We start from the raw sequence: 23,616 nt of genomic DNA on the forward strand, positions 1-23,616 counted from the left end.
CGCCGGTGACTGGGGGTGGCCCTACTCTTCCCGCCCCGGCGGGGTCTCGCCCCGCCGCGCGGCCCCGGGTGGGGCCGGGCGGGCGGCGGCGTGCACCCCCCCCGACTCCGCCCCCCGCCGGCCTGTCAAAGCACAGGGATCTACTGGAAGCGGCCCACCCAGTAGGCCGTGCGGTCGAGGTAGGCGGTCTCCGCCGCGGTCCCCGTCAGTCCATAGGCGCCGTTGTAGGTCTGGTAACCCTGTCCGGCGGGCGGCGTGGAGTCGGCGGGCTCGATGGAGCTGCCCTCGTGCCACTCGTTGAACGAGGTCACCGAGACCCAGGTCGGGTTGCCGCCGATCGCCGGGTCAAGGGCGTTGTTCCATTGCCGGTCGTAGGCGGCGCCGCCCGCACGGGCCACGGTGGGCGTGGTGTTGCCCGGGACGGCCCGGTCGTCGATATAGCCCGGGGCGACGGACGGCGACCAGATCAGGCCGTTGGCGCGGGCGTAGTCACCGGCCTGTTTCCAGCCGGGGGCGGTGGCGCCCGCGATCCCGTCGTAGGTGTACATGCCGGAGAAGTTCGCGATCTTGGTGGTGTCGGTGGTCTGGGCGAGCACGATGCTGGAGCCGGTAACCTGGTTCAGGGCCGTCCAGTCGGTGATGTTCAGGCTCTGGAAGACGTAGAAGGCGCCCTTGTCGCCGTGGTCGGCGGAGCGGTAGAAGGCCGGGTGGCTGCCGTAGGTGCTGTTGATGTACTGGATGTCGGCGACCGTGGAGGCGGCGGTGCGGCCCGCGTACGGCTCCAGGTGGAAGGCGACCTCGATGCCTTTCTCCTGGGCCGCGTCGAGCACACCCCGGGTGAGCTGGTCCTCGTAGCTGCCGCGGCCCCACCAGCTGTAGACGATCACTCCGGCGCCGGAGCGGGCGACCCACTCCATGTGCTGGGCGACGGCGCCCTCGAAGTCGCCGGAGTCATAGGCGCCGAGGGTCGGGTAGAGATCGGCGCCGATGTCGTCGGGCGGGGTGTTGCCGCCCTGCTGCCAGTGGCGGAAGCTGCCGTTGACGGCGGGGCTGCCGTACCACGGGTAGTAGAAGAGATGGACGTCGTCGGAGAGGGCCTGGGTGGCGGGCTGGGTGCCCAGACTGAAGGTGTCGACGTCGAAGAGGGCGCCGGCCCCGCCGGTGAAGCGCAGGAAGAGCGGTCCGGTGGCGGTGCCGGTGAGGGTGGTGGAGACGGTGGTGAAGGTCTCCCAGCCGCCGGTCACCGGGACGGCGACCGAGCCCAGCAGGGTGCCGGTGGCCGAGCCGGAGCGGACCTCGATGGTGCCGCCCGCGCCCGCGGAGGAGACCTTCGCGGTGAAGGTCCGGGCGCCCGCGGTGGAGACGGCGGAGTAGCCCGCCCAGTCGCCGTTGTCGATGTGGCCGAGGGTCCGGCCGCCGCTGGCCGGGGTGTGGTTGGCGGCCTGGACGCCGAAGGACGAGGTGTACGACTCGCCCTCGATCACCCCGGTGCCCGCCGGGGCCGCGCAGTTGGCGGTGACCTGTCCGGCCGCGTAGCGCAGTCCGCCCAGCAGCAGGGAGCGGAAGGCGGGGTCGGCGTAGGACTCGATGGTGTGGCCGAGGCCGGTGTAGAAGGAGCGGCCCTGGCCCTGGCCGTGGCACCAGGTGATGGGGTGGTCGGTGCCCATGGAGCCGCCGGTGTAGCTCGTCTCGTCCAGGGTCTGGAGGACGTGCACGTTGGGACGGGGGTTGGCGCGGTAGTTGTACCACTCGTCGGTGCGGGTCCAGGTGGCGCCCAGGTGCGAGGTGGCCGGGTGGGTGCGGTCCTCGTTGCGGATGGTGGCCGACTGGATCGCGGGGTGGCTCTGGAACCAGGCGCCGACGAGCTGTCCGTAGTAGGGCCAGTCGTACTCGGTGTCGGCGGCGGCGTGCACGCCGAGGTAGCCGCCGCCGGAGTCGACGTAGGACTGGAAGGCGGTCTGCTGGGTGGCGTTGAGGACATCGCCGGTGGTGTTGAGGAACACCACGGCCTCGTAGGTCGCGAGGTTGGCGGTGGTGAACGCGGTGGCGTCCTCGGTGGTGGTGACGGTGAAGTCGTTCTGGGTGCCGAGGGTGCGCAGGGTGCTGAGGCCGGTGGGGATCGCGTCGTGGCGGAATCCGGCGGTCTTGGAGAACACCAGGACGTCGAAGGTGGCGGCGTGCGCGGTGGTGGCCGGGGCGATCAGGGCGCCCAGCAGGGCCAGGGTCAGGACCGTGGTGAGGCGGCGCAGATGGCGGGTCAGCCGGGTCAGACCGGTCCGTCGGGTCTGTCGGGTCCGTCGGGTCTGTCGGGTCACAGGGGTCACCCCTTTCGGGTCGTGGAGTTGAGGGAGGCCGTGCCCAGGGAGAAGGTGTCGATGTCGAACAGGGCGCCCGCGCCGCCGGTGAAGGTGAGGAACAGCGGCCCGGTGCCGGTGCCGGTGAGGGTGGTGGAGACGGTGGTGAAGGTCTCCCAGCCGCCGGTCACCGGGACCGTCACCGAGCCGAGCACGGGCCCGGTCTGGGAGCCGGAGCGGATCGTGACGGTGCCGCCCGCGCCCGCGGAGGAGACCCGGGCGGTGAAGGAGGTGGCGCCGGTCGTGGAGACGGCGGAGTAGCCGGCCCAGTCGCCGTTGTCGATGTGGCCGAGGGTGTATCCGCCGCTCGCCGGGGCGTGCGCGGCGGCCTGGACGCCGAAGGAGGAGCTGTACGTCTCCGCCTCCCGGGGTGTGGCGGTGGTGCCGCTGGCGAAGGTGAAGGCGTCGACGTCGAAGAGGTTGCCCTGTCCGGTCGTGCCGCGGAACACCAGATACAGGTCGGTGGTCCCGGCGGGTACTCCGGTCAGATTGGCGGTGACGTCGGTGAAGGTCTCCCAGCCGCCGGTGACCGGCACGGTGGCGGTGCCGAGCAGGGTGCCGGTCGCGGAACCGGCGCGGACCTCGATCCGGCCGCCGACGCCGCCGGAGGAGACCCGGGCGGTGAACTTCGTGGCGCCCGCGAGGGCGTACGGCTTGAAGGAGACCCAGTCGCCGTCGTCGGTGAAGCCGACGGTCTTGCCGCCCTCGGCCGGGGCGTGGTCGGCGATCTGGATGCCGGACTGGGCGGTGAAGTGCTCGCCCTGGCGGTGCCGTGGCTGGAGGGTGCGCAGGGAGTGGGTGGTCAGCCCGGCCGTGTCGGTGTACTCGGCGTCGAAGACCCCGTACAGGTTGGCGGCGCTGTCGTGCTCGCCGTCGGCGGGCACGGTGATGGTGCCCTCGCAGCCGGTGGAGGAGGTGATGGCGTGGGTGTGGGCGTCATGGCCGAGGAGATAGGTGACCTTGACCTTGGAGCAGTCGATGGTGCCGTCCTCCGGGTCGGAGACCTGCACCCTGAAGGGCACGGTGTCGCCGAAGGAGAACAGCTGCCCGTCCAGGGGCTGTTGCAGGGTCACCGTGGGCGCGGTGTTGCCGGCCGTGACCACCAGGCTGGCGGTTCCGGTGAGCCCTTGTGGGTCGCGGACGGTGAGGGTGGGGCGATAGGTGCCCGCGGTGGTGTACGTGTGGCTGGGGTTGGCCTGGGTGGAGGTGGCTCCGTCGCCGAAGTTCCAGGAGTAGGTGAGTGCCCCGCCCTCGGGGTCGGAGCTGCCCGCCGAGGAGAACTGGACGGCGAGCGGCAGCGCGCCGGAGGTGCGGTTGGCGGACGCCTGGGCGATGGGGTTGCGGTTGGCGCCGCCGATGTACTCGATGCGGTACAGGCCCGCGTTGTTGCTGCCCGTGCCGTAGTCCAGGACGTAGAGCGCGCCGTCGGGGCCGAAGTCGGAGTCCATCACCTGCGTGCCGTTCCAGGGGACGTCCTCGATGACTCCGTAGGTGCCGTCGCTCTTGACCTCGATGGCCTTGATCCACTGGCGGCCGTACTCGGCGGCGAAGTAGCGGCCGTCGAGGGACTGGGGGAACTTGACCGTCGAGGTGGAGTTCGGGTCGTAGCGGTAGACCTCGCCGCCCATCGGGGACTCGGAGCCGCTGCCGAACTCGGGCGGGGAGCCGTCCAGGCCGTACTTGATCCAGCTCGGCTTGGCGGGCGGCAGAGTGGTCTGGCCGGTGTTGCGGAAGGAGTTGTTGGTGGGTCCGCCCGCGCAGTTGTACTTGGCGGCGGTGGGGCCGCTCGGGAAGGTGTACTCGTTGTACGTCTCGGCGGTCGTGTTGGTTCCCGTGCAGTACGGCCAGCCGTAGTTGCCGGGTGAGGTGATGCGGTTGAACTCGACCTGGCCGCCGGGGCCCCGGTTGGTGTCGGTGCCGCCCGCGTCAGGGCCGTAGTCACCGAGGTAGACCGTGCCGGTGGGGCGGTCGACGGACATCCGGAAGGGGTTGCGGAAGCCCATCGCGTAGATCTCGGGCCGGGTGTTCGCCGTGCCCGCCGCGAAGAGGTTGCCGGCCGGGACGGTGTAGCCGCCGGCCGCGGTGGGCTTGATCCGCAGCAGCTTGCCGCGCAGGTCGTTGGTGTTGCCGGAGGTGCGCTGGGCATCGAACTGGGGGTTGCGGTTGGTGCGTTCGTCGATCGGCGTGTACCCGGAGGAGTCGAACGGGTTGGTGTCGTCGCCGGTGGTCAGATAGAGGTTCCCGGCGGCGTCGAAGTCGATGTCCCCGCCGACGTGGCAGCACTGGCCGCGGTCGTTGGGCACTTCGAGGACGATCTTCTCGCTGGCCATGTCCAGGGTGCCGTCGGCGCGCAGGGTGAACCGGGACAGGTTCAGGTGGCCCTTCCAGACCTCGAAGTCGGCGGCGGTGCCGGTGGTGGGGGCGTCGCCGGCCGGAGTGGTCAGCTTCGGTGAGTAGTAGACGTACACGTACCGGTTGGTGGCGAAGGCGGGGTCGGCGGCGATCCCCTGGAGGCCTTCCTCGTCGTGCGTGTAGACGTCGAGCTTCCCGGCCTGCTTGGTGTTTCCGGCCGGGTCGGTCAGGCGGATCGTGCCGTCGCGGGCGGTGTGCAGGACCGAGCGGTCCGGCAGCACGGCCAGGGACATCGGCTGACCCACCTCGGCGGCTCCGGTGGCGAGCTGGACCTGCTGGTAGTCGGCGGTCGGGAGATCCGCCGCGACCACGGACGCCGTGCTGGCGTGGGGGGCCGTGCTGGCCGTGGGAGCCGCGGTGACGGCTCCGGCCAGGACGAGCGCGAGCGCAGTGAGCGTTCTCAGCCCTGCGCGAGGGCGCCATTGCATGAAGGGTCGTCCTTCCTGACGGTGGGGGATGTCAGGCAAGGCGCGCGCCGGCCGCGCTTGCCGGGTGCTGGAGCGGGGCTCGGACGCGGAACGGCCGAGTCCGGGAGGTGTGCGGTGCGGGGTGGTGCGGTGTGTGGTAATTGCAGTGCACACCAAAGGAATTGCAGCTGTCTGCGAACCCTTTGCATGCTGTTGGCCACTCGGCCATTTGTCAAGGGCCTGTCAAAATTGCGTTACAGGCGATGACATCCGGCCGGGAGGAAATGGTCCGGACCGGACGCGCAGCCGCTGCGCGGGGCTGGGCGGGCGGGGTGGTGCGGGGCGCTGCGTGGGGTGGCCCGGAGTGGGTGGTTGGCGTGGGGGTGGCCGCCGGAGGGGCGGCCCGGTGCGGGTGGGTTGGTACGGGTGCCTCGTGGGGCGGCTCGGTGCGGGTGCCCGCGGGGGGGGGCGGCCCGGTGCGGGTGGGTTGGCACGGGTGCCGCGCGGGGCGACTCGGTGCGGGTGGCTCGGTGCAGGTGACGCAGTACGGGTGGCCGCGCGGGGCGACTCGGTTGCGGGGGCCCGGGCACGGGCACCTCACCACAGACGCCTCACCACAGACGCCTCACCGCAGGCGCCTCAGCGCGGGCGCCTCGCCGCAGGCGGCTCAGTGCGGGGCGCGTTCCTCCAGGATCGCTTGCCAGGCGGGGGCCGGGCCCTCGGGTGCGGGCTCGGGGCGTCGGCCGCCGCGGGCGAAGAAGTCGGCCAGCGGCAGGATCGCGGCGCCGACGGTGACCGCGTCGGGCCCGAGCAGGCCGAGTTCCACGGTCACCTTCTGCGCCGGGTGCTTCAGGGCGTACGACATGGCGTGGCGGCGTACGTCGGGCAGGAACCCGGGGCCGAGCTGGAGGCCGGCCCAGCCGCCGATCAGGATCCGCTCGGGCTGGAAGAGGTTGATCAGGTCGGAGAGCCCGGCGCCCAGGTACTCGGCGGTCTCCTCCAGCACCCCGAGGGCGACCGGGTCGGGCTCGGTGCCCTCGGGCGGGTAGGCGGCGGCGAGCATGGCGGTGAGGGTGGTCTCCTCGTCGGTGCCCCGAGGCGGCCGGCCGCCCGCCTCCCGCCAGCGCTCCAGCAGCGACTCGGCGCCCGCGTACGCCTCCAGGCAGCCGAGCGCGCCGCAGCGGCAGCGGCGTCCGCGCACCCGGACCGTCAGATGCCCCCACTCGACGGCCCGGCCGTTGTCCGCGTCCGGGGTGACCAGACAGGCGCCGACGCCGGAGCCGAAGAGCACGACGACCGCGTTGCGGGCGCCACGTCCGCCGCCGAACCACATCTCGGCCTGGCCGAGGGTCTTGGCGCCGTTGTCGATGAAGTAGCACACCGTGCCGGGCAGCTGGGAGCCCTCGCGGAGCAGTTCCTCCAGCGGGACCGCGTCCCAGCCGATGGTCTGGCCGTGTACGACCGCGCCGCGCTCGGGGGTGCGCTCGACGATGCCGGGAACGCCGATGCCGACGCCGAGCAGCTGCTCGGGGGCGATGCCCGCGGCGCCGATCACCTCGGAGATGCCGTCGCGGATGTGGCCGACGATGACGTCCACGTCGTAGCGCTGGGGTTCCAGGGGGCGTTCGGTGCGGGCGAGTTCGGTGAGCGCGAGGTCGAACAGTTCGACACGGACCCGGGTCTCGCCGACGTCGACGCCGATCATGTGGCCGCTGCGGGGCGAGACCCGCAGCAGGGTGCGGGGCCGGCCGCCGTCGGAGTCGACGCTGCCGGCCTCCTCCACCAGTCCGTCCCCGACCAGGTCGGCGACGACATTGCTGATCGAGCCGGAGCTGAGACCCGTGGCGGGGCCGAGTTCGAAGCGGCTGAGGGGGCCGTCGAAGTACAGCCGTTGCAGCACGGCCGTGCGGTTGGCCCGCCTCAGGTCCCGTACCGTGCGCCCGTTCCGCCCCGTCATGTGGCCCCTTCCGCCCTGTGTCCGACCTGCAACATACCTCTCGCATTGGCCTTGCCGCGACCTTTCCCGAACCCTTAATTCATGTAATGAGCGAAGCGGGGCGCGGGACGGGGCCGTGGCGGGTACGGACGGCTTTCTGTGGGTTTGCTGTGCGATCCCGTCGTAGCGCAGTGAACGCCCGGTGTACAGCGGCCCGTCCAGACAATCACCGCGAGGGCGGTACCGGCCAGGGGGCGTGCCGTCGCCTTGGCCCGGCCTTCGGCCGGCGTGGCAGCCCATGCCCCGGGAAGCGCGGCAGTCCGAGGCGGCGATCGCCGTACCTTTCTCGCCACAGTCCGAGGACCGGAGGCATCCTCGCCGGGGCGAGCGCGGAAAACCCGTTGGCCCCCGAGTCCCGCCGCTTCCTACCATGGGCCGGTTCCCAGAGGGTCTGGGCGATGGTCCAGGTGACCGATGGTGGGAGGCACCCCGTGCGTGCGCTCGGCGAGCAGGACATCCGCGGCTCGTTCATCAACTGTTCCAAGGGTGAGGCCAAGCGGCTGGCCGTGCCCCGGGATCTCGCCGAGCGGCCCTGGCAGGAGCTGGATTTCCTGGGCTGGCGGGACCCCGGGGCGCCCGACCGCAGCTATCTGGTGGCCGAGCGGGACGGTCGGCCGGTGGGCGTGGCGCTGCGGTTCCCCGCCGCCCAGCGGGGCTTTCTGCATCGGAGCATGTGCTCGGTGTGCCTGACCACCCATCGCGGCGGCGGGGTCTCCCTGATGACCGCGAGGAAGGCCGGCGCCGCCGGGCGGGAGGGCAACTCGGTCGGGCTGTACATGTGCACCGACCTCGCCTGTTCCCTGTACCTACGGGGCCGGAAGATCCCGGACAGCGGAGCCCGCTTCGAGGAGAGCCTCACCCTGGAGGAACAGATCGAGCGGGCCGAGCGGAATCTCTTCGGCTTCCTGGACAAGCTGACCGTCTGACACATCCGCCCCCTTTTTCACCCCTTCTGTCCCGGATGCACCCCCTGTCACGTTCAGCGCGGGCGGTCGGCGGGAACAGGGCAAGGGATGCGAGACCTACGGGAGTGGACGCGGGGCGTCCGGGAGCAGGGTTCCCGGGCCGTCCGGAAGGTATGGCGGTGGAGCCGGGATCCGGTGATCGTGCAGATGCTGCGGTCCACCGCCGCGGCGACCATCGCGTACGTCATCGCCCTGCGGCTGAGCCCCGAGGCAAGGCCGCTCACCGCGCCGCTGACCGCGCTGCTGGTCGTACAGGTCACCCTGTACTCCACGCTCACCACGAGCATCCGCCGGGTCAACTCGGTGGTCGCGGGCGTGCTCGTGGCGGTCGGCTTCAGTCTGCTGGTGGGGCTGACCTGGTGGAGCCTCGCGCTGGTGATCATCGCGTCGCTGGCGGTGGGGCATCTGGTCCGGGTCGACGAGTTCGTGCCCGAGGTCGCGATCAGCGCCATGCTGGTGCTCGGCGTGACCGCCGTGGACGACACGGCCTGGGCGCGCGTGGTGGAGACGCTGATCGGCGCGGCCGTCGGCCTCGCCTGCAATCTGCTGCTCGCGCCGCCGGTCTGGGTGGACGAGGCGGGCGCGTCCATCGAGGAGCTGGCCAGGCGGGTACGGCAGCTGATGCTGCGGGTCGGCGAGGAGGCCGCCGGGCACACCCCGGCCCAGGAGGCGGCGCTGCGGCTGCACGAGGCGCGCCGCCTCGATCACGACATCAGCGGGGTGGACGCCGATCTGCGGCAGGCCGAGGACAGTCTGCGGCTCAATCCACGGGTCCGGGAGGGGCTGCTGCACCGGATCGTGCTGCGCACCGGCCTGGACACGCTGGAGATCTGCACGGTCGTCCTGCGGGTGATCGCCCGCACCCTCACCGATCTGGCCAAAGAGCGCGAGCCGCATCCGCTGTTCCCGGCGCGCACGGGCGCGCTCGTGGAGCAACTGCTGTCGGAGATCGCCGACGCGGTGGTGAGCTTCGCGGTGCTGGTCACGACCAGTGTCAGCGTGAGCGCCGAGTCGGCGGAGGAGCGGCTCGCCGCCGAACTCCGCCAGGCCGCCGCGACCCGCGACGCACTGTCCCGGCTGCTCCTCGTCCAGGTGCGGCGCGATGCCCGGCAGTGGCAGCTGTACGGCGCGATCCTCGCCGAGGCCACCCGGATCATCGACGAACTGGACACCGAGCACCGCACCCGCCGGCTGTTCGAGGAACTGGACCGGCACTCGCGCGAGCAGCGCGAACGCCGGCCCCGGCTGACCCGGCTGCGGGACCGGGCGCGGGTGTCGCGGCGCATCGTGCGGAACCGGGCGGCGGCCTCCCGGCGTTCTCTGTGAAGAACGTGACGCGTGCCGCGTGTGCGGCATGGCACGAGCGACATACGAGCGACATACAGGGGGCTTCGCCGATGACGAGCGGGACGGTACGGATCGACGGGAACACGCTGCGGCTGCCGGGCGGTGCGGCGGTGCAGTTCATCCGCACCCTGCGGCTGCCCGAGACGGGCACGCACGCGCTGCCGCCGGGCCTGGGCCAGTTCCCGGTCCGCAGGGTCACCGACTATCCGTCCACCGTGCCCGCCGAGTGGCTGGCGCGCGGCGGGGTGATGCTGCCGGTGTATCTGCGCGAGGCGATGTGGCTGAGCTTCGGCGGCACCACGGAGCCCGCCGCGCTCCAGGTCGGCGTGGGCAAGGTGTGCGCGGTCTCGGGCAGACCGTGGAGCGACCGTCTGGTCCGGCAGCCCCAGAATTACCTGGTGCTGCCCCGCCAGCCGTGGCTCGACGGCATCAACTCCGGGAAGGGCACGGTCCGCCAGTTCGTCGCCGTGCCGCTGGGCCTCGGCGCGACCGTCGAGGGGCAGGTCACCGGCGAGGAGGTCTGGGGCGGCCTCCAGCTCCAGTCCTTCGCGCTCGGCGAACGCGCGCTGGCGGACTGGCGCGAGAAGCAGCGGCGGCTGGCCGCCGAGCGGCGCCGCGCACCGGCCTTCGGCGGCCCGCTGCCGACCCCCGGGGCGATGCCCATGGCGGCGTCCGCCCCCGGCGCCGCCCGGACTCGGCAGCGCGGTGCGGCGATGGGGCTCGGCGTCGGCGGCTCGATGCGCCAGGAGGTGTACCGCGACGACCGCCCGCTGTCGGACTGGGCCGAGGACGCCTCCGGGCGGGTCTTCGTGCATCTGGTGACGCCGCCGGAGTGGCGCCGGATCACCGGCGAGGCCCCGCCGCCGTCCCCGGTGGACCGCGCGGCCTACACGCGTGCGGGGCTGCCCTGGTTCGACTACTACGACGACCAGGGCGAGGATCTGGCACCGACGGCCCCGCTCACCGAGGTGAAGCCGGTCGGCGACTGGCTCGGCACCGACCACGAGCCCTGGCAGGAGCCGACCCCGCAGCAGATCAAGCCCCTGGGGGACACGCCGGGAAAGGCGGTGCAGGACGGGGCGTGGTGAGGGGGGCGTGACGGGAGTGGGTGACGGGCCGAGTGACGGGGGTGGGTGACTGGGCCGGGGCGGGGCCCGGTGAGGGGGCCCGGACGACGGGGGCGAGGGCTGGGTCTGAGGGCGCATCGGCGCCTGGTTGGTGGGTCCCGGTTCGCCGGTTCGCGGGTTCGGGCCGTGCGTCCGCGCGCCCGGTCGGTGCTCACCCCCCGGCTGCGGTCCCGCCGCACACCCGCCCACGCCTGCACGCCTCCCACCCCACGGGGCCGACATCCCCTCCTACGGCCACGAGTTGGCTCCCTCGGTCGGCCGGCCCACACCCGCGCGGGCGCCCCGAGATCGGCCTGACCGGCATCCGGCTGACGGGCAGTGGCCCCGCGCGCGGGCGGGCCGACCGACACCGACCCCGGCATACCCCGCCGGCCCCTCACCGGGCGCGCACGCGCAATCGTGCCGTCCGCCTCACCCCTCCCCATCCGTCCGCTGCCGCTGGAGCGCCGGGCGGGCGCAGGCGGCCGAGCCGGCCTGGGCGAGCAGGACATGCATGCGCTCGGTGAGCTGGGCGACGGTGTCGGCGGGGGTGTGGAAGGGCAGGCGTACGTCGCCGTGGGCGCGGCTGCGTTCGATGCGCAGGGTCAGTCCGTGGCGGTCGACGGCGAGCGGCTGGACGCGGACCGCGCCCAGGAGGCTCTCGGCCTCCACGAGCCGGGTGAGCCGTTCGACGGCGTCGGGGTGGGCGTCGGCGAGGTGCGTGAGCAACCGGGCCTCGGCGGTGGCGAGCGGATCGGGCGTGGCGGCGGCGAACTCGTCGAGGTCGACGACCTCCGCGCCGGCGGCCTGGTGCAGCACCACCCGAGTGGCCTGGAAGACGAGATGGCCGTCCACGGAGGAGAACCAGCCGGCCAGCCAGAGCCGGGCGCGGATCCGGTTGCGTACGGGGACGGGGGCCACGTCGGCGAACTCCAGCACGGCGGACGGCTCCCCGCGCGGGGCGCAGATCGCGGTGGCCAGCAGCGCGCTGTCCTGCGGCACATGGAGCAGCACCCGGCCGTCCTCGGCCGTGTCGTGCGCGCCGACCAACTCCTCCCGGCCGCCGTCCGCGGTCACCGCGCACGACCATGCGGCGGCGAGCACCGACCGCGCGCGTTCTGCCGCGCCGGGCGCGGCCGTCCAGGTCTGGCTCTCACCCATCCGATCCTCCTAAGGTTAGGCTTGCCTAACCTAGCGGACTTCGGGGCGCGCGCCAACCACACCCACGAGGCTTCACAGGTTGGTGACATGACGCCCGGGGCGCCACCACCCGACGCCGGAGGCGTACGAGAGGACCGCGCCCCGGGGAGCGGCCCCGACCTCAGCCGGGGGTGACCCCAACAGCGCCCGCGCGCACAGCTCCCGTATCTGTCCCCGCGTCAGCTCCGGCCGCCGAGGCCAAGGGAGCTGGGGCTGACGCACCGGGCACGGATAGGGATACGGGGCGGGGCGCAGGGACAGGGTGCGCGCCCCCCGTCACCCGGTCGCCCAGTGCTCCGGCCGGGTGACCGACCCCGGCAGCCGTGTCCCGGCGTTGCCGCGGGCCGCGTTCACCTGGGGCTGGGTGAGGAAGAAGGCGCCGGTCAGATCGGCGTCCGTAAGGTCGGTGTCGCGCAGGTCGGCGCCGATGAAGTCCGCGCCGCGCAGATCGGCGCCGGTGAGGTCGGCGGCGATGAGATAGGTGCCGCGCAGGTTGGCGCCGCGCAGGTCGGCGTTCCTCAGCCGTGCGCCCATCAGATCGGCGCCGCGCCGGTCGGGGCCCCGCCTTCCCGCGCGGGCCAGTTCGCTGGTGCGCAGCAGCAGGGCGCTGACCTGCTGCCGGTGGGCGGCCACGTCGAGGGCGGCGAGTTCCTCCGGAGTTCCGTGGGTGAGCCGCCGGGTGCGCTCCAGGGCGTGGCGCAGCTTCGGGTGGACGGGGCGGGCGGCGGGGAGGGTGAGGGCCTCGGTGAGGTACCGGAGCAGTTCATGGAGCTGACGGACGACCGGGAAGACGTCGAACATCCGCCGGGCCCGCTCGGGCGGGCCGGTGCGCCAGTCGACGCCACCGAAGACGACCTGCGAGACCTGCTGCCCGGCGCCGAAGCAGTCGTACACCGTGCAGCCGGAGTAACCGCGCTCGCGCAGCCGGGCGTGAATGCCGCAGCGGTGGTCGTCGCCCAGGTTGGGGCACGGCGTCCCGGCGGGCTTGTCGCGCGCGAAGTCGGCGGAGGCGGTGAAGGGGAGGGCGACACAGCACAGCCCGAAGCAGTTCGCGCAGTCGCCGCGCAGCACGGTCAGGTCAGCCGCGTCTGCCCGTCCAGCCGGATCTGCCGGTCCCGTGGGCTCTGCCGGTCCAGGCGCATCGGCCGGCCCGGTCGCATCAGCCGGTCCCGCCGGGTCAGCCGCGTCGGCTGATCGATCTCGCATGCCGCCCACCCTAATGACCTGCGCGAACGGGCGACGCGCCCGCCCTGCGCCACCCTCGCGTCGATGGGCACCGCGAGCAGGTCGCCCGGCACGGAACGCCGGCCTTCGAGCGGGCCTCGCTCATCGGGCGAACAGTTCGAAGGACACCGCCGGTCGGCCGCCGAAGCGCGGGGCGATGTCCGCCGCGAACCCGGTGAGCAGATCACGGACGTACGTCTCCGGCTCGGCGTCGGTCAGGGCCTCGATGTAGGTGCGGTGGGCGAGCAGCGAGCGTACGGCCCGGTCCATGCCGTCGGTGGCGTCCACGGCGTGGGTGGGGGAACTGGACCCGGCGACGGCGACCCACCGCACGCCGTTCCACGGTTCGAGGCCCTGCTCGGTGAGTTCCGGGAAGATCCAGCGGTTCCCGGCGTCGGCCGCCGCGTCGAGCGTGGCCCGGCCGACGGCCACATGGTCGGGGGTGTTCCAGTGGACACCGGCCCAGGTGTCCCGGTGGTTGAGGGTGATGACCAGTTCGGGACGGTGGCGGCGGATGGCGGCGGCGATGTCGCGGCGCAGCGCGATGCCGTACTCGATCACGCCGTCGCGGTGGTCCAGGAACTCCACCGTGGACACGCCGACCTCGGCCGCGCTCGCCCGCTGTTCGCGTTCCCGCAGCGGGGCGGCCCGCGCGGGCTCCAGGGTGTCCATCCCCGCCTCACCCCGGGTCGCCAGGACGTACGACACCTCGCGTCCGCCGTCCGTCCAGCGCGCGACGGCCGCCGCGCACCCGTACTCCAGGTCGTCCGGGTGCGCGACCACCGCGAGGGCGCGCTCCCAGTCCTCGGGCATGGGCTCAAGCTGGGTGATCGTCGGGTCGCTCATGCGGGAAGACTAATCCGCACGTCCCACGGGAGCGCGCGGGTTCGACCCGCCCCCCGCTCCACGGCCTCCGCTCCCCCTCCCTCGCTCCCTCGTTCCCGCTCCACCACCGTCGCTCCACGACCCTCGCCCCGTCGCCCGCAAGCGCCGCCGCTCATACCTCGTCCCGCGCCAGCGCCAGCAGCCGGTCCAGTACGCGGGGCCCGCCGGCCCGTACGCCGTCGTGTTCGAACTCGTCGGTGATCCAGGTGCGCAGGCCCCGGATCGTGCGGGCGGTGGTCAGCGCGTGGGCGGTGTCGACGTACATGTCGTCGTGGTAGACGGCGGCGGCGACCGGGACCTCGTTGGCGGCGAGCCGCTCGGCGTCGTACAGGGGGCGCCAGTCGGTGCGGGCGGCGAGGAGTTCGGCGGTCTCGCGCAGCGGGCGCAGCGCCGGGTCGCAGTCGAACATCCAGGGGTGCACGGACTCGCCGGTGAACAGCAGTGGTCCGTCGCCCGCGAGCGTCTTGGCCGCGTCGAACTGCGGGAACTCGGCGCGCACCCGCTCCGCCGACCAGTCGGTGGGCCGGTCGTCCTGGCCGTAGATGGCCTCGTGGACCAGCGCGTAGAGGGGGTGGCCCGCGTAGGAGAGCAGGGCCTGGACGTCTTCCTGGAAGGCGTCGGACAGGGCGCTGCCCTGCGGGGTACGGACGAAGGCGTGTTCGAGGAGATAGTGCAGCCGGTGGCTGCCGTCGCCGCCGCCGAGCAGGATGCCGAGGGACTGGAACGCCTCGACGGTGAGCCGGTAGCCGCCCGGCAGCACCACGTCGTGGCCGAGCAGATGGTCGGCGATCCGGCGGGCGCGCTCGATGTCCTGCGGGTAGCGGGCGTAGTGCGCGGCGACCTTGCGTTCGATGCGCGGGTACGCCGCCCGGTAGACGTCGTCGGCGTGGGCGTCGAGGGAGGGCAGGCCGCCGGTGATCACCGCGGTGCTCAGGCCCTCGGGCGCGGTGGACAGATAGTGCACGGCACAGAAGCCGCCGAAGCTCTGGCCGAGGACGGCCCAGGGCCTGCCGCCGGTCAGTTCGCGGCGGATCAGTTCGCAGTCGCGCACGATCGCGTCGGCGCGGAAGTGGGCGAGGTAGTCGGCCTGTTCGGCGGGGCCGCCACGCAGTGGGAGGGTCTGGCGGTTGGCGGGGGTGGAGTGGCCGGTGCCGCGCTGGTCCAGAAGGAGGACGCGGTACTCCTTCAGGGCCCGCTCCAGCCACGCCTGCTTTCCGATGAAACGGTTCGCCCCGAAGCCGGGGCCGCCCTGGAGGTAGACCAGCCACGGCAGGTCCCGGCCCGCCCTGTCCCCGGCGACGACTTCGCGGGCGTAGACCTCGATGGTCTCGCCGCCCGGGGCGTCGTGGTCGAGGGGCACGGTGAAACGGCGGTCGGTGAGGACGACGCCGGGCTGGCGGTAGCTGACGCTCAAGGGGTCTCCCGGTACGGACGAGGTTCATGGTTCGTGGCCGCGTCCCAGTTCAGCACACCCGGGTGGGGTGGGGGGAGAGCGGGGATCGTGAAAACGGGCTGAATGGCCGGTCAGTGGGGTGGGAGGCGCGCCGGGGCGGCCGGTCGGCGGGGCGGGCGGCACGCCGGGGGGAAGGCCGGTCAACCGGGGTGTGGCATCCCGGGGGGGGCCAGCCGGTCGGCCCGGGCCGGGACACGCCTCGGGCATACCTGGACATACATTCCGACAGCGGTCCGCATCTGCCCCTCCCCCGCCTCCCCCATTACGCTGATCCCCGCACAGCCCACCCTGATATACATCCGAGCTATCCGCCCGAGCCATCCATCCGATGAACCACGAGGAGCCGCGATGCGTGTCGCCCTGTTCCTGACCTGCGTCAACGACACGCTGTATCCGGACACCGGCCGCGCGGTGGTGAAACTGCTGACCAGGCTGGGGGTCGAGGTCGACTTCCCGATGGCGCAGACCTGCTGCGGACAGGCCCACTACAACACCGGATACCGGCATGAGGCCGAGCCGCTGGCCCGGCATTTCTCCGATGTTTTCGGGGAGTACGAGGCGATCGTGACGCCGTCGGGCTCCTGCGGGGCGATGGTCCGGGAGCTGTACCCGCGGATGGGCGAACGGGCCCGGGCGGAGGGACGCGGCGGCGGGCTGGCGACCCTGCTGGAGACGGTCGTGCCGAAGACGTACGAACTGACCGAGTTCCTGGTGGATGTGCTGGGGGTGACGGACGTCGGGGCGTACTACCCGCACCGGGTGACCTATCACCCGACCTGTCACGGGCTGCGTTCGCTGGGCCTCGGGGACCGGCCGCTGCGGCTGCTGCGGGCGGTGCGGGGGCTGGACCTGGTGGAGCTGCCGGGCGCGGAGGAGTGCTGCGGCTTCGGCGGCACGTTCGCGTTGAAGAACGCGGACGTGTCGGCGGCGATGGGCACGGACAAGGTGCGCAACGCGGAGTCGACGGGCGCGCAGGTGCTGTGCGCGGCCGACAACTCCTGTCTGCTGCATCTCGGCGGCACCATGACCCGGCTGGGCGCGGAGCTGCGGCCGGTGCACCTGGCGGAGATCCTGGCGAGCACGGAGGAGGAACCGGCGGGATGAGCGGACCTGAGGCGAACGGCCTGACCCGCGGACACGGGAAGGTCGGCCCGACCCTCCAACACGGGGAAGTCGGCCCGACGCGCGGACACCGGAAAGTCGGCCCACCGCGCGGACACAGGCAAGTCGGCCCGACGCCCGAACGACGAGCAACCCGCCGGACGAGCGGACGAACGGCAGTCGGCCCGGCCCCCGGACACCGGGAGACCGGCCCGGCGCGCGGACAAGGAGACAGCCGATGAGCGGCACGTTCGTAGGGATGCCGGCGTTTCCGCGGGCCGCGCGCGAGGCGGTACGCGACACCACCCTGCGGAGCAATCTGCGGCACGCCACCCACACCATCCGCGCCAAGCGGGCCCAGGCGGTCGCCGAGGTGTCCGACTGGGCGGAGCTGCGGGAGGCGGGGCGCCGGATCAAGGACCACACCCTGCGCCATCTCGACCGATATCTCGTGCGGTTGGAGGAGTCGGTCACGGCGGCGGGCGGCACGGTCCACTGGGCGGCCGACGCGGACGAGGCCAACCGGATCGTGACCGGCCTGGTCCAGGCGACCGGTGAGCGCGAGGTCGTGAAGGTCAAGTCGATGGCCACGCAGGAGATCGGGCTCAACGAGGCGCTGGAGGCGGCGGGCATCCGGGCCTACGAGACCGACCTCGCCGAACTGATCGTGCAGCTCGGCCATGACCGGCCCTCGCACATCCTGGTCCCGGCGATCCATCGCAACCGGGGTGAGATCCGGGACATCTTCCGCCGTGAGATGGGCACGTGGGGCCGCCCCGCGCCCGACGGGCTCACCGACACCCCCGCCGAACTCGCCGAGGCGGCCCGGCTGCATCTGCGGGAGAAGTTCCTGCGCGCCAAGGTGGGGATCTCCGGCGCCAACTTCATGGTCGCGGACACCGGCACGATGGTGGTCGTGGAGTCCGAGGGCAACGGCCGGATGTGCCTGACCCTCCCCGAGACGCTGATCTCGGTCGTCGGCATCGAGAAACTCGTGCCGTCCTGGCGGGACCTGGAGGTGTTCCTCCAGACGCTGCCGCGCTCCTCGACGGCCGAGCGGATGAACCCGTACACCAGCACCTGGACCGGTACGGCGGACGATGACGGGCCGCGCGCCTTCCATCTGGTGCTGCTGGACAACGGCCGCACCGACACCCTCGCCGACGAGGTGGGCCGCCAGGCCCTGCGCTGTATCCGCTGCTCGGCCTGTCTGAATGTGTGCCCGGTGTACGAGCGGGCCGGGGGGCATGCGTACGGGTCGGTCTATCCGGGCCCGATCGGCGCGATCCTCAGCCCGCAACTGCGCGGCACCGGGAGCGAGATCGACGCCTCCCTGCCGTACGCCTCCTCCCTGTGCGGGGCCTGCTACGAGGTGTGCCCGGTGGCCATCGACATCCCCGAGGTGCTGGTGCATCTGCGGGAGCGGGTGGTGCAGGGCGGTCCGGTGACCCGGCAGGGCAACAAGGTGGTCCTCAAGCCCGCCAAGGGGCACGCGGCCGAACGGGCGGCCATGCGCGCGGCCCGCTGGGCGCTCGACCGTCCCGGCGCCCTGCGCACCGGCCAGCGCCTCGCCTCCCGGACCCGCAGGTTCCACCCGCGCACCCTGCCGGGCCCGGGCAAGGCGTGGAGCGCCGGCCGCGATCTGCCGACGGTCCCGGCGGAGCCGTTCCGCGACTGGTGGCAGCGTACGAACGGCGGGAGCGACGACGGGAGCAACAGTCGGAGCAACAGTCGGAGCAATAGCGGGAGCAACGGCGGGAGCAGCGGCGCGAAGGGCGAGCGATGAGCAGCAGGGAACGGATTCTCGGCCGGGTGCGGCGGGCGCTCGCGGACGTCCCCCGGGACGATCCGCCCTATGAGCGGGCGATCGAGCGGAACTACGCCCGTGTGCACGGCGAGCGGACCGAGGCACAGACGGTGGAGCTGCTGGCCGAGAACCTGGCGGACTACCGGGCGGTCGTCCACCGCTGCACGGACGAGGAGCTGCCCATGCTGATGATGCGTCTCCTCGCCGAGCGCGGCTCGGAGACCGTGCTCGTGCCGCCGGACCTGCCGCCCTCCTGGCTGAGCGCGGCGGACCCCACCCGCGTCCACGACCGTGCCGTCTCCACCCCCCACGAGTTGGACCGGGTCGGCAGTGTGGTGACCGGGTGCGCGGTCGCCGTGGCGGAGACCGGCACGATCGTGCTCGACGGATCGCCGGACCAGGGGCGGCGCCGCATCACCTTGATCCCCGACCATCACATCTGTGTGGTGCGCGTGCCCGACCAGGTGGTGTCGTCGGTCCCCCAGGCCCTCGAACGCCTCGACCCCGCCCGCCCGCTGACCTGGATCTCCGGACCGTCGGCGACCAGTGACATCGAGCTGGACCGGGTGGAGGGCGTGCACGGACCGCGCACGCTGGAGGTGGTGCTGGTGGGCGCCGGGCCCGGGTGAACCGAGGGGATCGCGCCGGAGAGCGGGCGGGGACGGGCGCGGCTAGCGTAAGGACATGATCCGGTTCGAGCAGGTCACCAAGCGCTACCCGGACGGGACGACGGCCGTGGACGGGCTGTCCTTCGAGGTGTCCGAGGGCGAGCTGGTCACCCTCGTCGGCCCCTCGGGCTGCGGCAAGACCACCACCATGATGATGGTGAACCGGCTGATCGAGCCGACGTCGGGCCGGATCCTGGTGAACGGCGAGAACATCGCGGACGTCGACCCGGTCCGGCTGCGCCGCCGCATCGGGTACGTCATCCAGCAGGTCGGCCTCTTCCCGCACCGCACGATCCTCGACAACACGGCCACCGTGCCCGCGCTGATCGGCTGGAAGCGCGCGAGGGCGAGGCAGCGGGCGGCGGAACTGCTGGACCTGGTCGGACTCGACCCCGGCATCTACGGGCCGCGTTACCCGCATCAGCTGTCGGGTGGTCAGCGGCAGCGGGTCGGGGTGGCCCGCGCGCTGGCCGCCGATCCGCCGGTGCTGCTGATGGACGAGCCGTTCGGCGCGGTCGACCCGGTGGTGCGCGAGCAGTTGCAGGACGAGTTCCTGCGGATGCAGGCCACCGTGCGCAAGACGGTGCTGCTGGTCACCCATGACATCGAGGAGGCGGTCCGGCTCGGCGACCGGATCGCGGTGTACGGACAGGGCCGGATCGAGCAGTACGACACTCCGGGCGCGGTGCTGGGGATGCCCGCGTCCCCGTACGTCGCCGCCTTCGTGGGCGCGGACCGGGGGCTGAAGCGGCTGTCGGTGACCGCGATCGAGCCCGGGGACGTGGAACAGCCGCCGGTCGTCGGGCTGGACGAGGCGGCCGGGCGGGCGGCGGCACGGATGCGGGCGGACGGCGCCCGCTGGGCGGTGGTGCTGGACGCGGACGGCGATCTGCACGGCTGGGTGGGGCTGGACGAGCTGGGCACCGAGGGGGCCGTCGGGGCGCTCGCGCACCGGATGAACGCCTGGGTTCCGGTCGGGGCACCGCTGAAGCAGGCGTTCGGCGTGATGCTCCAGCACGACGCCGGATGGGTGGCCGTCCTGGACGGCTCCCGGTTCCTCGGCGTCCTGACCCCCGCCAAGCTGCATGAGGCGCTGCGCCGCTCGGTGGACGCGGACGCGCAGGGGGTGTCCCGGGGGCAGGTGGCGTTCGACTCGGTGGCGGACGCGTGAAGGGCGAACCCGTGAGGGGCCGACGGCAGCCCCAGCCTCTTTCCTACGTCAGCAGCCCCTTGTCCTTGAGATAAGTCCGTGCCACGTCCTCCGGGAGCCGTCGCCAGCTGTCCACCTGCTCGTTCATGGAGGCGAGGTCGGCGGTGGTGAGGACCTCGTTGAGCTTGCCGAGGGCCTTGGTGACGCCGGGGCCGCCCGCGCGGGCGCGGTTCACGACCGGCACCACGTAGTCGGCGTTCTGGAGATGCTTGTCGTCGGCGAGCAGGACGAGGCCGAACTGGTCGAGGGTGGCGTCGGTGGTGGTGGTCAGCACCATCTGGTCCTGGCCGTTCTGCACGGCGAGTTTGGCCTGGGTGGTGCCCACGCCCTTGGGGTCGACGGCGACGATGTCGATGCCGTAGACCCGCTTCAGCCCGGGTTCGCAGTACGGCCGCTGCACGCATTCGTCGCCCGCCGCGAGCCGTACCTTCAGTCCCGAGGCGCCGAGGTCGCTGAGGGTCTTGAGGTGGTGCTCGCGCGCGTAGCTGTCCTTGACGGCGAAGGCGTTCTGGTCGACGGCCCGGCCGGGGTCCAGGACGGTGAGGCCGCGGGGGGTGGCCAGCCGGCGCAGGGCCTTCATGGTGGCGGCGAGGTCGGGTGAGCCGACGGGCGGGGCGTCGGGGCCGTTGGTCTTGGCGTTGAGCCAGTCGGCGAAGGTGGCCGCGTACTCCGGGACGACATCGATCTGCCCGGACTCCAGGGCCGGTTCGTACAGCTCGCGGTTGGCGACCGTGAGGAAGGAGGTCCGGTATCCGGCCTGGTTCAGGAGCAGGGCGTACAGCTGGGCGAGCAGATCGCTCTCGGTGAATCCGGCCGAGCCGACGGTGAGGTGGTGGCTGTCGCCGGGGGACGCGGTGACCTCGCCCTGGCTCTCCAGGGAGGGGCCGGTGGCACAGCCGGCGGCGGTCAGGGCCAGCAGAAGGACGCCCGCGAGTACCGTACGGGCCCCGACCGGGTGTCTCATCCGGACTCTCATCGGATGTCCCGTCCGGGCCCTCATCGAGTGTCCCCTCCGGGCCCTCATCGAGTGTCCCCTCCGGGCCCTCATCGAGTGTCCCGTCCGGGCCCTCACCGGGTGCCCCTGACCCAGGCCGGGGAGAGCCGTTCGGTGATCTCGAAGGCGCCCTCGACGAGCAGGGCGAACACGGCGACCAGGAAGGCGCCGGCCACCACCTGGGGCGTACTGGCGAGGTTGAAGCCAGCTGTGATGATCCGGCCCAGCCCTCCCCCGCCCGCGAGCGCGGCGATGGTCGCGGTGGCGACGAGCTGGACGGCGGCGATCCGGACGCCGGTGAGGATCATCGGGGACGCGAGGGGCAGTTCCACGTGAAACATCACCTGTCGTCCCGTCATGCCCATACCGCGTGCTGCCTGCACGGTGGCCCGGTCGACCTCGCGCATGCCGACATAGGCGTTGGTGAGCAGGGGTGGTACGGCGAACAGGACCAGGGCGACGACCGTGGGGCCCTCGCCCCAGTTGCCGACCGGGGTGAGGAGCAGCAGGACCAGGACGGCGAAGGTGGGGACCGCGCGGCCGATGTTGGAGAGGTTGACGGCGAGCGCGCCGCCCTTGCCGAGATGGCCGAGGACGAGCGCGATGGGCAGGGCGATCAGACAGCTGACGACCAGGCAGACGACGGTGAGCACGAAGTGCTGGAGCAGGCGTTGCCAGATGCCGTCGGCGCCGGACCAGTGGGCGGGGTCGGTGAGCCAGTCCCAGGCGTCGGTGAGGGTCGTCATGCGGGGCCCGTTCCGGTCGTCACGCGCGGGCGGCCGTGGTCGCCGCCGGGCGCGGCGCGCCTTCGCCCGCGTCGCCCGCGTTCCTTGCGGGCCGTCCTCGTCCAGGGGGTGAGCAGGCGCTGGATGCCGAGGAGCAGCAGGTCGGCGAGGATCGCGATGATCACGCAGAGCACGGACGCGGTGAGCACCTGGGCCTTGAAGTAGGTGTTCATGCCGGAGTAGATGAGGTTGCCCAGGCCGCCGTAGCCGACGATCGCGCCGACCGTGACCAGGGAGACTGCGGAGACGGTGGCGATGCGCAGTCCGGCCATCGCGGCGGGCAGGGCGAGGGGCAGTTCGACGGTGAGCAGCAGCCGGATGGGTCCGTAGCCCATGCCTCGGGCGGCCTGCCGGGTCTCCTCGGGGACCGCGCGCAGGCCCGCGAGGATGTTGCGGACCAGCAGGGTCAGCGAGTACAGCACCAGCCCGGCGATCACCAGGGTGGCGGAGAGCCCGTACAGGGGCAGGAGCAGGGAGAACATGGCGAGGGACGGGATCGTGTAGAGGATCGTCGTCACCCCGAGGACGGGGGCCGCCGCCCAGCCCCAGCGGCGGGCCAGCACCGCGAGCGGCAGGGCGACGGCGAGGCCGATCAGCACGGCGACGAAGGTCAGCTGGAGATGCTGGAGCACCGCATCCGTGAGGATCTGTTCGCGGGTGCTCAGATACTCGCCGCAGATCCAGTCGTTGCGCGCGAGACAGTCGTCCGGGGGCGCGGCCATGGGTCCATTGGAGCGGTGGGGGGCGGGGGCGGCCTGTTGTGGTCGCCCGTTCGGGGAGCGGGCCGGGAATCGGCGGGAGGGTGTCGCTGAGTACACCCTCCGATACGGGTTCTGCGCCCCATGTGGTGCGGCCCCGCGCTCCGTAACGTCGTGGATGAGGCGCAGGGCGTGCCGTACGGAGGGTGATGACGATGTGGGGCACCAGGTCACGACGACAACGGCACGACCGGGAACCCGCCGCCGAGGCGCTGCGGCTGGTCAAGGTGGCGAAGACGTACGGGGCTGGCGACGGGGCCGTGACCGCGCTGGACGAGGTGACGCTGACGCTGGCGCGGGGGACGTTCACCGCCGTGATGGGGCCGTCGGGTTCTGGAAAGTCGACGCTGCTCCAGTGCGCGGCGGGGCTCGACCGGCCGGACAGCGGGATCGTCGCGGTGGACGGGACGGTGCTGTCGGAGGGCGGCGAGGCGGAGCTGACCCGGTTCCGGCGGGGCCGGATCGGCTTTGTCTTCCAGCAGTACAACCTGCTCGACACGCTGACCGTGGCGCAGAACACGGTGCTGCCGCTGAAGCTGGCCGGGCGGCGGGTGGACCGGCGGCGGGCGCGTGAGGTGCTGGAGTCGGTGGGCCTCGGCGACCGGCTCGGGCACCGCCCGGACCAGCTCTCCGGCGGTCAGCGCCAGCGGGTGGCGATCGCGCGGGCGCTGGTGACCGAACCCCGGGTGATCTTCGCGGACGAGCCGACGGGCGCCCTGGACACGCGCAGCGCGCGCGATGTGCTGGGGCTGCTCCAGGAGGCGGTACGGCTGCACGGGCGGACGGTGGTGATGGTGACGCACGACCCGGTCGCCGCCTCGTACGCGGACACCGTGCTGTTCCTGGCGGACGGCAGGCTGGCCGGGCGGATGGACGCGCCGACGCCGGACCGGGTCGCCGAGCGGCTCGCGCATCTGGGCGACGACGTGCGCGTGGGGGTGTGA

The 23,616-nt window shown here is 72.6% G+C and carries 19 protein-coding genes; 8 read left to right on the forward strand and 11 right to left on the reverse strand.

What is annotated here, in order from left to right; all coding sequences use genetic code 11:
* Positions 1–140: 140 nt before the first annotated feature.
* From ACFXAZ_RS33835 to ACFXAZ_RS33845, 3 genes are all read right to left on the reverse strand, one after another.
* Complete coding sequence (locus tag ACFXAZ_RS33835; RefSeq protein WP_384599038.1) at positions 141–2,261, reverse strand: ThuA domain-containing protein; 2,121 nt, start codon at positions 2,259–2,261, stop codon at positions 141–143.
* Between the two features lie 59 nt (positions 2,262–2,320).
* Positions 2,321–5,194: a carbohydrate-binding protein gene (locus tag ACFXAZ_RS33840; protein WP_384598976.1), complete on the reverse strand. Its 2,874-nt coding sequence runs from the start codon at positions 5,192–5,194 to the stop codon at positions 2,321–2,323.
* Between the two features lie 646 nt (positions 5,195–5,840).
* Complete coding sequence (locus ACFXAZ_RS33845) at positions 5,841–7,130, reverse strand: ROK family protein (protein ID WP_384598979.1); 1,290 nt, start codon at positions 7,128–7,130, stop codon at positions 5,841–5,843.
* Between the two features lie 470 nt (positions 7,131–7,600).
* Here ACFXAZ_RS33845 and ACFXAZ_RS33850 point away from each other — a divergent pair, with 470 nt between their 5' ends.
* From ACFXAZ_RS33850 to ACFXAZ_RS33860, 3 genes are all read left to right on the forward strand, one after another.
* On the forward strand, positions 7,601–8,095 hold the full coding sequence (locus ACFXAZ_RS33850) for an FBP domain-containing protein (RefSeq protein WP_384598982.1): 495 nt from the start codon (positions 7,601–7,603) through the stop codon (positions 8,093–8,095).
* Between the two features lie 87 nt (positions 8,096–8,182).
* Complete coding sequence (locus tag ACFXAZ_RS33855) at positions 8,183–9,460, forward strand: FUSC family protein (protein WP_384598985.1); 1,278 nt, start codon at positions 8,183–8,185, stop codon at positions 9,458–9,460.
* A gap of 71 nt (positions 9,461–9,531) precedes the next feature.
* Entirely contained in the window at positions 9,532–10,569 is a 1,038-nt protein-coding gene (locus ACFXAZ_RS33860; RefSeq protein ID WP_384598988.1) for a hypothetical protein, read from the forward strand.
* A gap of 450 nt (positions 10,570–11,019) precedes the next feature.
* Here the strand turns inward: ACFXAZ_RS33860 and ACFXAZ_RS33865 are convergent, their stop codons facing one another.
* The 5 genes from ACFXAZ_RS33865 to ACFXAZ_RS33885 form a co-directional block, all read right to left on the reverse strand.
* Positions 11,020–11,748, reverse strand: a complete 729-nt coding sequence (locus tag ACFXAZ_RS33865; RefSeq protein ID WP_384598992.1) for a DUF2470 domain-containing protein — start codon at positions 11,746–11,748, stop codon at positions 11,020–11,022.
* Positions 11,749–12,063: 315 nt separating this feature from the next.
* Positions 12,064–12,864 (reverse strand): pentapeptide repeat-containing protein, encoded by an 801-nt coding sequence (locus tag ACFXAZ_RS33870; RefSeq protein WP_384599041.1) that lies wholly within the window; start codon positions 12,862–12,864, stop codon positions 12,064–12,066.
* On the reverse strand, positions 12,861–13,085 hold the full coding sequence (locus ACFXAZ_RS33875) for a hypothetical protein (RefSeq protein ID WP_384599050.1): 225 nt from the start codon (positions 13,083–13,085) through the stop codon (positions 12,861–12,863). Before ACFXAZ_RS33875 ends, ACFXAZ_RS33870 begins: the two co-directional genes overlap by 4 nt.
* 28 nt (positions 13,086–13,113) lie before the next feature.
* Positions 13,114–13,857 (reverse strand): PIG-L deacetylase family protein, encoded by a 744-nt coding sequence (locus ACFXAZ_RS33880; RefSeq protein WP_384598995.1) that lies wholly within the window; start codon positions 13,855–13,857, stop codon positions 13,114–13,116.
* Between the two features lie 151 nt (positions 13,858–14,008).
* Positions 14,009–15,310: an alpha/beta fold hydrolase gene (locus ACFXAZ_RS33885; RefSeq protein WP_384598998.1), complete on the reverse strand. Its 1,302-nt coding sequence runs from the start codon at positions 15,308–15,310 to the stop codon at positions 14,009–14,011.
* Between the two features lie 387 nt (positions 15,311–15,697).
* On the opposite strand from ACFXAZ_RS33885, the gene ACFXAZ_RS33890 reads away from it, so the two are divergent.
* The 4 genes from ACFXAZ_RS33890 to ACFXAZ_RS33905 all read left to right on the forward strand — a co-directional run bounded on the left by ACFXAZ_RS33890 (position 15,698) and on the right by ACFXAZ_RS33905 (position 20,096).
* On the forward strand, positions 15,698–16,453 hold the full coding sequence (locus ACFXAZ_RS33890; RefSeq protein WP_384599001.1) for a (Fe-S)-binding protein: 756 nt from the start codon (positions 15,698–15,700) through the stop codon (positions 16,451–16,453).
* Positions 16,454–16,688: 235 nt separating this feature from the next.
* The gene (locus ACFXAZ_RS33895; RefSeq protein ID WP_384599004.1) at positions 16,689–18,236 is read left to right on the forward strand and encodes a LutB/LldF family L-lactate oxidation iron-sulfur protein; all 1,548 of its coding nucleotides are present in this window, start codon (positions 16,689–16,691) and stop codon (positions 18,234–18,236) included.
* Positions 18,233–18,886, forward strand: coding sequence for a lactate utilization protein C (locus tag ACFXAZ_RS33900; protein ID WP_384599007.1), 654 nt, complete (start codon positions 18,233–18,235; stop codon positions 18,884–18,886). Before ACFXAZ_RS33895 ends, ACFXAZ_RS33900 begins: the two co-directional genes overlap by 4 nt.
* A 55-nt stretch (positions 18,887–18,941) precedes the next feature.
* The gene (locus tag ACFXAZ_RS33905; RefSeq protein WP_384599010.1) at positions 18,942–20,096 is read left to right on the forward strand and encodes an ABC transporter ATP-binding protein; all 1,155 of its coding nucleotides are present in this window, start codon (positions 18,942–18,944) and stop codon (positions 20,094–20,096) included.
* A gap of 43 nt (positions 20,097–20,139) precedes the next feature.
* On the opposite strand, the gene ACFXAZ_RS33910 is transcribed toward ACFXAZ_RS33905, so the two are convergent.
* The 3 genes from ACFXAZ_RS33910 to ACFXAZ_RS33920 all read right to left on the reverse strand — a co-directional run bounded on the left by ACFXAZ_RS33910 (position 20,140) and on the right by ACFXAZ_RS33920 (position 22,636).
* Positions 20,140–21,099: an ABC transporter substrate-binding protein gene (locus ACFXAZ_RS33910; RefSeq protein WP_384599013.1), complete on the reverse strand. Its 960-nt coding sequence runs from the start codon at positions 21,097–21,099 to the stop codon at positions 20,140–20,142.
* Between the two features lie 104 nt (positions 21,100–21,203).
* Positions 21,204–21,875, reverse strand: coding sequence for an ABC transporter permease (locus ACFXAZ_RS33915; RefSeq protein WP_384599015.1), 672 nt, complete (start codon positions 21,873–21,875; stop codon positions 21,204–21,206).
* Positions 21,872–22,636 (reverse strand): ABC transporter permease, encoded by a 765-nt coding sequence (locus tag ACFXAZ_RS33920; RefSeq protein WP_384599017.1) that lies wholly within the window; start codon positions 22,634–22,636, stop codon positions 21,872–21,874. The genes ACFXAZ_RS33915 and ACFXAZ_RS33920 overlap by 4 nt, the downstream gene beginning before the upstream one ends.
* A gap of 191 nt (positions 22,637–22,827) precedes the next feature.
* Here ACFXAZ_RS33920 and ACFXAZ_RS33925 point away from each other — a divergent pair, with 191 nt between their 5' ends.
* Positions 22,828–23,616, forward strand: coding sequence for an ABC transporter ATP-binding protein (locus tag ACFXAZ_RS33925; protein ID WP_384599044.1), 789 nt, complete (start codon positions 22,828–22,830; stop codon positions 23,614–23,616).

This window comes from Streptomyces sp. NPDC059477, from assembly GCF_042749375.1.
GTDB lineage: Bacteria > Actinomycetota > Actinomycetes > Streptomycetales > Streptomycetaceae > Streptomyces.